11 protein-coding genes are annotated in these 11,697 nt (G+C 58.7%); 7 read left to right on the top strand and 4 right to left on the bottom strand.

The genetic code is table 11. The features are described 5' to 3' along the window. Nucleotides 1-94 precede the first annotated feature (94 nt). From D1823_RS04365 to dusB, 3 genes are read right to left on the bottom strand one after another with little or no spacing between them, the layout of a single operon-like run. On the bottom strand, nt 95-1,462 hold the full coding sequence (locus D1823_RS04365) for a response regulator (RefSeq protein ID WP_117868780.1): 1,368 nt from the start codon (nt 1,460-1,462) through the stop codon (nt 95-97). Further along, entirely contained in the window at nt 1,462-2,550 is a 1,089-nt protein-coding gene (locus D1823_RS04360; protein ID WP_117868779.1) for a nitrogen regulation protein NR(II), read from the bottom strand. The genes D1823_RS04365 and D1823_RS04360 overlap by 1 nt, the downstream gene beginning before the upstream one ends. Beyond that, a complete protein-coding gene (gene dusB / locus D1823_RS04355) occupies nt 2,547-3,530 on the bottom strand; it encodes a tRNA dihydrouridine synthase DusB (RefSeq protein ID WP_256369660.1) in 984 nt (327 codons plus the stop codon). Before dusB ends, D1823_RS04360 begins: the two co-directional genes overlap by 4 nt. A 182-nt stretch (nt 3,531-3,712) precedes the next feature. Here dusB and D1823_RS04350 point away from each other — a divergent pair, with 182 nt between their 5' ends. From D1823_RS04350 to D1823_RS04320, 7 genes are all read left to right on the top strand, one after another. Next, entirely contained in the window at nt 3,713-4,843 is a 1,131-nt protein-coding gene (locus D1823_RS04350; RefSeq protein WP_117868778.1) for a bifunctional 2-C-methyl-D-erythritol 4-phosphate cytidylyltransferase/2-C-methyl-D-erythritol 2,4-cyclodiphosphate synthase, read from the top strand. Then, nucleotides 4,840-5,337, top strand: a complete 498-nt coding sequence (locus D1823_RS04345) for a phosphatidylglycerophosphatase A (protein WP_117868777.1) — start codon at nt 4,840-4,842, stop codon at nt 5,335-5,337. The genes D1823_RS04350 and D1823_RS04345 overlap by 4 nt, the downstream gene beginning before the upstream one ends. Further along, complete coding sequence (locus D1823_RS04340; RefSeq protein WP_117868776.1) at nt 5,334-5,810, top strand: CinA family protein; 477 nt, start codon at nt 5,334-5,336, stop codon at nt 5,808-5,810. The genes D1823_RS04345 and D1823_RS04340 overlap by 4 nt, the downstream gene beginning before the upstream one ends. A 197-nt stretch (nt 5,811-6,007) precedes the next feature. Next, on the top strand, nt 6,008-7,189 hold the full coding sequence (locus tag D1823_RS04335) for an ammonium transporter (RefSeq protein WP_117868775.1): 1,182 nt from the start codon (nt 6,008-6,010) through the stop codon (nt 7,187-7,189). Nucleotides 7,190-7,331: 142 nt separating this feature from the next. After that, nucleotides 7,332-8,009 carry an orotate phosphoribosyltransferase gene (locus tag D1823_RS04330; RefSeq protein ID WP_117868774.1) on the top strand — a complete coding sequence of 226 codons (678 nt, stop codon included), beginning with the start codon at nt 7,332-7,334 and terminating at the stop codon, nt 8,007-8,009. A 260-nt stretch (nt 8,010-8,269) separates the two neighbouring features. Then, nucleotides 8,270-9,760, top strand: coding sequence for a replicative DNA helicase (locus tag D1823_RS04325; protein ID WP_117868773.1), 1,491 nt, complete (start codon nt 8,270-8,272; stop codon nt 9,758-9,760). Between the two features lie 123 nt (nt 9,761-9,883). Further along, nucleotides 9,884-10,930, top strand: coding sequence for a Hint domain-containing protein (locus tag D1823_RS04320; RefSeq protein WP_117868772.1), 1,047 nt, complete (start codon nt 9,884-9,886; stop codon nt 10,928-10,930). 46 nt (nt 10,931-10,976) lie between these two features. Here the strand turns inward: D1823_RS04320 and D1823_RS04315 are convergent, their stop codons facing one another. Beyond that, on the bottom strand, nt 10,977-11,516 hold the full coding sequence (locus tag D1823_RS04315; RefSeq protein WP_117872730.1) for a GNAT family N-acetyltransferase: 540 nt from the start codon (nt 11,514-11,516) through the stop codon (nt 10,977-10,979). Nucleotides 11,517-11,697: the final 181 nt, after the last annotated feature.

Raw genomic sequence — 11,697 nt, 5'->3', positions numbered from 1 at the left:
GCCCTCATCCTGATGTGCCGCTTGCGCGGCTTACCGCCATATATCGTGATCTTTTCCCAACAGATGCCGGGATGCCACGGTTTGTGTGGCGATATTACATCAGTTTGCGTCGACGTGTCACCTGAATATCGAGATCAGTAATCTTTTTTCGCAGCGTATTTCGGTTGATTCCCAAAAGATCGGCACATTTCGCCTGATTTCCGCCAGTTGCATCCAGTGCGATTTCGATCAGTGGGGCCTCAACTTCACGCAATATGCGCTGATACAGACCCGGGGGAGGCAGAATGTTGCCATGCAGATCAAAATACCTCCGCAAGTGACGCTCGACCGAGGTCGACAGCTTTTCGCGTTCTCCACCGCTCAGGACCGGTTCTGCCTCGGGTTGGCTGCCCAGCACCATTTCCACTTCGGTTTTCGAAATTTCATCAGCCCTGCTGGTCAGACCCAACCGGCGCACGGCATTTTCCAGTTGCCGTACGTTCCCAGGCCAGGAATAGCGCCGCACCAACTCCACCGCCTCGGGGCTGAGCCAGCGCTTGGTGCCGTTTTCCCGCTCTTCCCGCGTCAGAAAATGCTCGGCCAGCAACGGAATGTCGTCCACCCTTTCTCGCAATGACGGTACGTGGATCGTGGCCCCACACAGACGATAATAAAGGTCCTGGCGGATACGTCCGTTCTCCATCCCTTCGGTCAGGTCTGTTTGGCTGGTGGCCATGAAACGAGGAACGTGATCGCCCGGTGTGTCCATCATGCGCACGATGCGCGCCTGAACTTCATCCTCGATATCTGCGATTTCATCTATCAACAGCGTGCCGCCGCGAACCCGCGCCATCACGCGCGCCGGGCCTTCCAGATCGCGCAGTTCAGCAGCTGTGACTGTGACAAAAGGCAAGGTTCGACGGTCGGAGAAATCATGAATAGCCTGCGAAATCAGTGACTTACCCGTGCCACTTTCACCAGAAATCATGACCGAGAGATCCGTGTTCATCACCCGTGCGACCAATCGATAAAGGGCCTGCATCACCGGTGTACGCCCGACCAGAGGCAGCTCTTCGGGGCGCTCGCTTGTGCCTTCGGTTGGTACTGGCTGGGCACGTTGTTTCTGATCCAGCGCCCGAGCCGTACGTTTCATCAGATCCGGCAGGTCGAACGGTTTGGGCAGATAGTCGTAGGCGTCCGCCTCAGTTGCCTGAATCGCCGTCATGATAGTGTTTTGTGCGGAAATCACGATCACCGGCAAACCGGGGCGGTCTTCGGCAATCTTCGGCAGCATCTCTAGACCGTTTCCATCCGGCATGACCACGTCCGAAATCACCACGTCCCCCTTCCCCTCGCTGACCCAGCGCATCAGAGTGGTCAGCGAAGAGGTCGCGTGCACCTTGCACCCGGCACGCGTCAGGGCCTGCGTCAGAACAGTGCGGATCGTGCGATCGTCGTCCGCAACCAATACGGTGCCATCCATCAGGTGCTCTCCTTCATGTCGTCGATTGTATCTCGCGGCGCGCGGCGCAGCGACAGTTTGAATACCGTACGCCCGGGAACGGATTCGGCCGAAATCCAGCCGTCATGGTCCGATATGATCTTGCTGACCAGCGCCAAACCCAGGCCGGTGCCGTTTTCCCTGCCGGATACGAACGGATCGAAAATGTCGCCACGGATGTTTTCAGGCAGCCCCGGACCATCGTCGATTATTTCGATCTGCAAGGGCAGCGAATGCCCTGACCCGTCACTGCGACGCAGCCGGAAGGAATGTTCGAAATAGGTGCGCAGACGAATCGTTCCACCCTGCGGTCCCGCCGCCTCGGACGCATTCTTAAGCAGGTTCAGGACCACTTGCAGAAACTGGTCCGGGTCTCCATAGGCCAGCGGCAGCGACGGGTCATAGTCTTCGATGATCGTCATATCCGCACCAAACCCCAGCAACGCGGACCGTCTTGCGCGATCCAGCACATCGTGGATGTTGACCGGTTTGAAGTCCGGTTTCTGCAGATTGCCGAATTGCTCGACCTGTTCCAGCAACTTCACGATCCGGCGGCTTTCGGCGACAATAAGGTCAGTCAGTTCAAGATCTTGCGGCGGTATATTCATGCTAAGCAACTGCGCGGCACCGGTGATCCCGGCCAGCGGATTCTTGATCTCATGTGCCAGCATCTCGGCCATGCCGATGGCGGATTGTGCTGCCGACTTGACCGTGTTTCCGCGCGTCATCCGACCTGCCAGCTCGCGAGGCGAGATGATCATGATCATGGAACCCGGATGCCCAACCAAAGGTGCAATCTGCAACGCGCATTGCAGCGGTGCCCGGCTACCCGATCCCACATCCACATCATTCACGAACAAAGGTGTGCCCTGCCAACGGGCGCGCTCAAATGCCTCTTCCAACGGTGCGTCCACGGCAATCTGATCCCACACAGGATGGCCGATCACCGATTTGCGCGACGCGTTCAGAAACCCCTCACCCGCAGCATTCACATCGGATATCCAGTCCTTTTCATCAATAATGAACGCCGGAACCGGCAGCGAGTTCCAGATGCTGGTGTCAGAATTCATGCCGCCACCTCGTCCGTGTCGCTGAGCGCATCCGCCAACAGGCGCAGCACTTCCCCCGGATCGCGTGACGTTAGGACCGCCCGGCGCAGAGGCGCAGGTGTTGCGGCTTCGTCCATGTACCACCCCAGATGCTTGCGGGCGACACGCAGACCCAGATCGGTGCCGTAGAAATCCAGCATCGACTGATAATGCGCGCAAACCATATCAATCAGATCATGACCGGTCGGAATGTCGGGTGTCTCGGCCTCGTACAGGTCGTGACAGATTTGCGCCAACAGCCAGGGCTTGCCCTGAGCACCACGGCCAACCATCACCCCATCCGCGCCGGACTGGCGCAACGCGGTTCGCGCGGCGGCAGTGTCCACGATATCTCCGTTCGCGATGACCGGGATCGAAACGGCCTCTTTCACCGCCCGGATCGCCTGCCAATCGGCGTGACCCTTGTAGAACTGACAGCGTGTGCGGCCATGGATCGTGACCATCTGAATACCCGCGTCTTGAGCGCGGCGCGCCACGTCGGGCGCGTTCAACAGATTGTCGTCCCATCCCAACCGGGTTTTCAGCGTCACCGGCAGATCGACCGCGCCCACCACGGCCTCTATCAGTGCAAGCGCGTGATCCGGCGTTTTCAGAAGGGCCGAGCCGGAGTAACCGTTTGTTACCTTCTTGGCGGGGCACCCCATGTTGATGTCGATCACACGCGCGCCACGGTCGGCGACCTGACGGGCCGCCTCGGCCATCCAATGCGCCTCGCGACCTGCCAGTTGTACGGCGGTGTTTTCCACGTCCGCGGACAGTTCCGCCCGCTCCCGCACGCCGGGTTTGGCCTGCACCATCTCTTGACTGGCGACCATTTCACTGACCACCATGCCCGCACCAAAACGCATCACCAGATCGCGAAACGGGCGGTCGGTGATTCCGGCCATGGGCGCCAGCAAAACAGGCGGCGCGACTTCCTTGTCAGAAAGATGCAAAGTCAACGTGCTTAATCCTTGGGCAGTTGTGGTTTTGATATCGTTTTCTGCGCATGTGAACAACAAATCAGCGCGCAACAAGCCCGCAAAATCACCATTTGCCTGTTTTTTAATCACATGACCATGGGTGATTGCCTCTGCAATCACCTCCGCCTAAACAATGCCCATCACGAGGAGAGCGTGCACATATGACAACCGCTGCCATTATAGTTGCCGCCGGTCGCGGGTCGCGCGCTGGGGGTGGCGTGCCAAAGCAATGGCGCAGCCTTGCGGGTCGGCGGGTGGCCGATTGGACGATCCAGCGCTTTCGCGGACAGCTGGATCACATTGTTCTGGTGTTGTCCGACGAAGATAGCGCCGCATGGGAAGAATTTCGTGAAACCGACCTGATCCTTGCCTCGGGCGGAACGGATCGCGCGGGATCGGTGCGCAATGGATTGGCCGCACTGGCCGGCCTGAACGTGCAGCGCGTTTTGATCCACGACGTGGCAAGGCCTTGCGTCACACCCCGCATCATACAGGACGTTCTGAACGCCCTGGACACATGTCCGGCGGCGGCGCCCGGGCTGGCGGTTACAGATGCGCTGTGGATCGGGCATGAACAGGTTGTGACCGGCACGCAGGATCGCAGCAACCTGTTCGCCGCACAAACTCCGCAAGGGTTTCACTATGACGCCATCACCGCTGCCCACGCTGCCCATCCCGGCGGCGCGGCAGATGATGTCGAGGTTGCCCGAGCCGCCGGGCTCGATGTCTGCATCGTACCGGGCGATGCTGACAATCTGAAAATCACTTGCCCCGAGGATTTTGCCCGGGCGGAACGCATAATGGAAACGGACATGGATGTAAGGCTGGGCAACGGGTACGATGTGCACCGTTTTGGCGATGGAGATCATGTGATCCTTTGCGGTGTGAAGGTGCCGCATGACCGCGGGCTGCAAGGCCATTCGGATGCCGATGTCGGGATGCACGCAGTCACCGATGCGATCTATGGCGCGCTCGCTCAGGGGGATATCGGACAGCATTTCCCACCTTCGGATCCGCAATGGAAAGGCGCAGCCAGTGAGATTTTCCTGCGCCACGCGGTCGAGCTGGTAGAACAGATGGGATACCGTATCTCGAACGTCGATTGCACGCTGGTCTGCGAATATCCGAAAATTGGCCCGCATTCAGAAACCATGCGGGAAAAGATGTCTGACATCATGAACCTGCGCGCAGATCAGGTTTCGGTCAAGGCGACAACGTCCGAGCGATTGGGCTTTACCGGGCGTAGCGAGGGCATCGCCTCGCTCGCCACAGCCTGTCTGGTGAAGGCATGAATATCGCACAGATGATCGGTACGGTTGGCGGCGTTGGCTATATGCGCCCCGCCCCCGGCACCTGGGGGTCGCTGGTGGCCTTGCCGATGGCCTGGGTATTGCACACGCTGGGTGGTTTCCCGTTGCTGGCGATCGCAACGGTTGCAGTTTTTTTCGGCGGCCTCTGGGCCACGCGGGTAATGACCAGGGGTCAGGATGACCACGACCCGTCCGAAATTGTCATTGATGAGGTCGCAGGCCAGTTCATCGCGCTTTGGGCGATTTCCTATCCGTCATGGGCGCATGGAATCGACATTGCCGCGCTCTGGCCCGGCTGGGTTGCTGGGTTCATCCTGTTCCGTCTGTTCGACATCACCAAACCGGGGCCCATTGGCTGGGCTGATCGCCGCGGAGATCCGATGGGCGTGATGCTGGACGACGTGATTGCGGGTGTTTTTGCAGCCATCGGCGTGATGGTTCTGGCAGGTATAGCACACGGAGTTCTGGGGCTATGAACGTGACAGACCTGCTGGACCGCGCCAAGGCGCAAGGCGTGATGATCGCCACCGCCGAAAGCTGCACCGGCGGCATGGTCGCTGCGGCCCTGACTGACATTCCCGGCAGCTCTGCCGTCGTGGATCGGGGTTTCGTCACCTACACCAACCAAGCCAAACAGGACATGCTGGGCGTTCAGGCCGAAACGCTGAACGCGCACGGTGCGGTTTCCGAAGAGGTTGCCCGCGAAATGGCAGAAGGCGCGCTGCGCAATTCACGAGCGCAACTTGCCGTCTCGATCACCGGTATTGCCGGGCCGGGCGGGTCCGAATTCAAACCTGAAGGGCGTGTGTGTTTCGGGCTGGCCGCCGAGGGACAGCCGACGCATGTCGAAACCGTCGAACTCGGCGCACCCGGTCGCGATGCTGTGCGGCGTGCGGCGCGCGACCACGCCTTGGGCCTGCTGTACACGGCCCTTTCCGCAGACGCCTAAACTTTCAGCACATGGCCCCTGAAACCGCTTCTTTTGTAGTCAGTTGAAAAAAGGCTGCCAAAACAGGCGCTTTTTTTCGCCTTGCCTCTTTTTTCTCCAACCGACGGTGGCTTGAAACAGCCCACACCGCTCACACAGCGCCGATCTGTGCCGAGTTTCGACGGACCGGCGCACTCATTCGGAAGGGAGAATGGCCCATGAACGGAGCAGATACAGCCTGGATCATCGTTGCAACCGCATTGGTCCTTTTCATGACATTGCCAGGCCTCGCCCTGTTCTATGGCGGCCTCGTGCGTGCCCGAAATGTCCTCAGCGTGTTCATGCACTGCTTTTCAATTGCCTGTTTGATGAGCGTCCTTTGGCTGGTCGCAGGTTATTCCATCGCGTTCGGCCCCGGTGAAAGCGGACTTTGGGGTGGTTTGGGCAAAGCCTTCCTCAACGGCGTCGACGTGGACAGCCTTGCAGGAACCCTGCCCGAGATCCTGTTCTTTGCCTTTCAGATGACCTTCGCCATAATCACCCCGGCGTTGATCGTGGGCGCCTATGTCGAGCGTGTGGGTTTTGGCTTTGTCCTGACCTTCTCGGCCCTTTGGATGCTGCTGTGCTATGCACCGGTGGTGCACTGGATCTGGGGTGGAGGGATGCTGGCTGATGGCGGCATTCTGGGCGAGATCGGAGTGCGCGACTTTGCTGGCGGCATCGTGGTGCATGAAACCGCTGGTCTGGCAGCCCTGATCATCGCGGTTATCCTCGGCCCTCGGCGTAACCGTACCACGCCTCCGCATAATCCCGGCTATGTCATGATCGGTGCCGCAATGCTTTGGGTTGGCTGGTTCGGTTTCAATGGTGGCTCGCAACTGGCCGCCGATGGCGGAGCAGCGATGGCCCTGACCGTAACGCACCTGTCCGCTGCCACCGCATCCCTAAGCTGGGCCCTGTGGGAACGTATCCGTTTTGGCAAGGCCTCGATGGTCGGTCTGGTCACGGGCACAATCGCCGGTCTGGCCTCGATCACGCCCGCTTCAGGTTTCGTCGGTCCGGTTCAGGCCCTGATCATTGGCGCGGTGGCCGGCGTTCTGTGTCAAGAAGCCGTCAGCGTCGTGCGCAACAAGCTGAATATCGACGACACGCTGGATGTGTTCGCCGTGCATGGCGTCGGCGGTATCTTCGGCACGATCATGATCGCCCTGTTTGGCCTCGGAACCTGGACCGCGCAGTTGGGTGGGCTGATTATCGTGGGTGCCTTTACGGCAGTTGTCACGTTTGTGTTGGTCAAACTGGTTGCACAGATCACGCCACTTCGCGTAGACGCCGAGACCGAGACAAATGGCCTCGACCTCTCGGTACATGGCGAGCGGGCCTATGACATGAGCAGTTAAGCCCACCTTGGCTGCCCATCGCCCGTAAGGGCAAAAGCGGACCTCTTGGGGGTCCGCTTTTCTTTTGTCCAATCCCTCTCGACTCCGGCACAAGGGTCGGGCTATCAGCCCGCAACGTGTTTTCAGCCCCGAGGTTTGCACCATGATCCCCAGTTCCTTTCCCGACAGCACCGAAATCGCCCGCCTGACCGCGCGAATGTTGCTGGAGATCAAAGCCGTGCATTTCAATGCGCGCGAACCGTTCACGCTGGCCAGCGGCCTGCCCAGCCCGACATATATCGACTGCCGCAAACTGATCTCGTACCCGCGTATCCGCTCGACCCTGATGGATTTCCTGACCGTCACAGTAATGCGCGACGCAGGCTTCGAGGCGTTCGACAACATCGCAGGCGGGGAAACGGCGGGGATCCCCTTTGCCGCCATGGTCGCCGAGCGCATGGCCCTGCCCATGACTTATGTCCGCAAGAAACCCAAGGGCTACGGCCGCAATGCCCGTATCGAAGGCGCGATGAGCGAAGGCGAACGTGTACTGCTGGTCGAAGACCTGACAACCGACGGCGGCTCGAAACTGTCCTTTGTCGATGCGATCCGCGAAACCGGTGCTACTTGTAGCCATACTGCAGTGATCTTCTATTACGGCATCTTCCCCGAGACCGAGAAGACACTGGGCGATCACGGGGTTCAATTGCACAGCCTTTGCACATGGTGGGACGTTCTGGCCGAGGCCAAGGCGCAGAAAACCTTTGACCAAGAAACACTTGACGGTGTCGAGGCCTTCCTGAATGACCCGCGCGGATGGCAGGAAGCCCATAAGTCGTGACCTCAAGCCTGTGGGCGAATTGGGGATAGTTGATATTCGAATCGTCCGAAATCGTGCCTATCTAGGCGAAAATTGCAGTTACGACACCAAATGTTGCGATAACCTCACTGCCGTGCAAAACTGGACGGAAGTTATCCCCATTAAGGTGGGCAGTTATCCCGAGGCCGGGGGTGGTTATCCCAACTTACCCCCATTCATTTGCAGATAGCCTGAACCGGGGCTTCGCGTGTAGAACCTCGGAACGGGCAGCGGGGACAAAAATGAACGAGATTAGCAGCATCGAGCAGGCAGCGGCACAGATTCAGAACGCCGAAACCATGCCGCATTCCATTGAAGCCGAACAACAGCTTCTGGGTGCGATCCTGACCAATAACGACCTGTATGACCGGGTCGCCTCGATCATCGGGGCTGAACATTTCTACGATCCGGTCCATGCCCGGATTTACGAAGTGGCCGCGGCCCGTATCGCAAAGAATGCGCTCGCCTCGCCCGTAACGCTCAAATCGTTCATGGCCGAGGATGAGGGCCTGAAAGAACTGGGCGGTCCCGCCTACCTGGTCAAGCTGGCCGGTGCCTCGATCAGCGCATTCGCGGTGCACGACTATGCCCAGATGATCTATGACCTCGCCATCCGGCGCGAATTGATCCGGCTGGGCCGCGATATCTCGGACAAGGCGGCGCGGGTCGATATCGCCAGCGAGCCGAAAGAACAGATCGTCGAGGCCGAGCAGCTGCTTTATCAGCTGTCCGAGCAGGGCCAGACCGAGCAAGGCTTTCAATCCTTCCTCAAGGCTGTCACCGAAGCCGTCAACGTCACCAACGAGGCCTACCAGCGCGGTGGCGGCATGGCTGGGATTTCCACCGGTCTGGCCGATCTGGACAAGCAATTGGGCGGGTTGCACCCGTCCGACCTGATCATTCTGGCCGGGCGCCCATCCATGGGTAAAACCTCGCTGGCGACCAACATCGCCTTCAACGTTGCCAAGGCCTTCAAGCGCGGGACTAAACCCGACGGCACCGAGGGTGCGATAGATGGCGGCGTGGTTGGCTTCTTCTCATTGGAGATGAGCGCGGAACAGCTTGCAGGCCGGGTTCTGGCCGAAGCCTCGGAGATCTCGAGCCACAAAATCCGTCAGGGTGACATGACCGAGGCCGAATTCCGCCGTTTCGTGGATGCGGCCAAGGAACTGGAAGCCTGCCCTTTGTTTATTGACGACACCCCGGCCCTGCCGATCTCGCAACTCGCCGCCCGTGCGCGACGGTTGAAGCGGACGCATGGGCTCGATCTGCTTGTCATCGACTACCTCCAGCTTTGCCGGGGCATGGCCGACAACCGCGTCAACGAAATCGCCGAGATTTCGATGGGCATGAAAGCCATCGCCAAGGAACTGAACATCCCGGTGGTCGCCCTGTCCCAGCTCTCCCGTCAGGTCGAAAATCGCGACGACAAGCGCCCGCAACTCAGCGACTTGCGGGAATCAGGATCGATCGAACAGGACGCTGATGTGGTTATGTTCGTGTTCCGCGAGGAATATTACAAGGAACGGGAAAAGCCCGGCGATCACGAACTGGAAAAGATGGAAGATTGGAAGCAGGCGATGGAACGTCTGCACGGTAAGGCCGAAGTCATCGTCGGCAAGCAGCGCCACGGCCCCATCGGTACGGTCGAATTGTCGTTCGAGGCACAATTCACCCGCTTTGGCAATCTGGTCAAACCCTGGCAACAGGGCGGTGAGATCGAGGGCTATTGATCGCGGACTGAACGCCCGCCCAAGATGCTACACGCCAAGCACTTTTGTGTTTTCCCCGCCCGGTGTTAAAGTGACGGTGACGTTCAGCCAGAATGCACCGTTCCCGCCCGGAGACCAGCAGAATTGCCCGCGATTATTTCGGAAATAAGATATCGCAACGGCCCGAACTTTGCTCCGGACGGAGATTTCATTGAAATCCGTGTCCCCACCGGAACCGATGTCACCGGGTTGCAGGTTGATGTTTACAACGCCAACGGCTCGGTACGCAGTTCGACAGATGTCGACACCGGAACGATGACCAGCGTGGGCGGGTTCGATTATTACGTGATCTCCGCCCGGATTAATCGATTGGGGGCAATTTCATTGTCAGACAATGGTTCGGTTCTTAGCATTGTGTCCTTTGACGCTCAGGTGACTGCGACCCAGGGGCCAGCCAATGGCCAGACCTCGACCCAGATAGGCAGCAACGGGACTGACGATACCGCGTCCTTGTCATCGAAGGATGGGGTTAACTTTGTAGAAGACCCCAATCCCAGCCCCGGAGCCCCCTGTTTCACCTCTGGCACCCTTATCCTGACGGATCGTGGGCAAATATCCGTTCAGGACATAAGGTCAGGCGACCGGGTCATGACAACCGGTGGCAATTCGGAAGTCGTTCGTCTGGTTCTATCCCGGTCCCTTCGCCAGTCGGACCTTTTGAAAACGCCCGAACTGCGCCCGGTCTGCATCATGGCCGGGGCTTTGGGACACGGATTGCCCCGTCGAGACCTGATGGTATCGCGACAACACAGAATACTGGTCCGATCAGACATAGCGCAGCGCATGTTCGACACGCGAGACGTTTTGGTCTCGGCCATCCGGCTGACTGATTTACCGGGCGTTCATGTGAAATGTGACGCGACGCAGGTGACTTACCACCACCTTGTCTTTGACCGCCACGTGGTACTCTTTGCCGAAGGTGCGCCAAGCGAAAGCCTGTTCACCGGCCCCGAGACCCTCAAATCCCTTCCACCCGAAGCGTTGCACGAGCTCTTGCAGCTTTTTCCGGGGCTGAACCGCAATCGGGATATGGACCCTGCCTTCTATATCCCAAGTGGCAGACGTCAGAAAAAGCTGGTGGCCCGGCACATCCGGAACAGTAAGGCAATCCTGGATCAGGCCCAGTTCTAAGCGATGCCAAGATCGTCGTGGGCCCAAACCAGACAGCCTACCTCGTTTACCAGAGCGACGGATTATTTAGTGCGGAAACGCATCGCGACGGGCCTTTCAAAGGCTTCATTTCGTGACCATCCAACGCCTGACCCAACCAACCATGCGGTTGGCTGAGTTTCAGCGGCGGTTGGGCGGTGTCTTCCGTGATCTGCGCAAAACCTGTTTTGCAATAGTAGGCCGGATCGCCATAGGTCAGTGCCACATCCACACCTGACGCCCGTAAGCGATCCAGACCATAAGAAATCAGCGCCTGTCCAATACCTGTTTTTTGCGAGCCCGTTTGAACGGCCATCGGCGAGAGGATGAACACATTGCGCGTATCCTGCGAAAACGTCATCCTTGAAAAGATGGCACAGCCAAGCAGCTCGTGATCCTGATGCGCCGTGCACACCAGGATATCTTCGGGAGGCGTGCTGTTGATCAATTCACGCACGAATGCACCAATTACCGCCCCCTCTTCCGACCCTTCCGAAGCAGCAAAGACATCCGCAAAAAGACTTATGATCTGTGATGGGTCTACGGCCAATCCGTTAGAAAAATCCATGGCTTCCTCATTGGTTGACGGTGCGCCCTCGCCTTCGCCGGGGCGGAACGATCCTGTTCCCAAGATCGCTTTAACTTTGATGTGAAAACAATCCCCGAACCGGGCAATTACAACGAAGGGTTGGCGAATCTTCTGATTTTTTAGTGTTTTCCGCCACAACAGACGAAACACCGTCAAAAAC

The sequence above is a fragment of the Ruegeria sp. AD91A genome (assembly GCF_003443535.1).
Lineage (GTDB): Bacteria > Pseudomonadota > Alphaproteobacteria > Rhodobacterales > Rhodobacteraceae > Ruegeria.
Note: the sequence above shows the minus strand (reverse complement) of the source record. Positions and strands in the feature narration are given on the sequence as shown.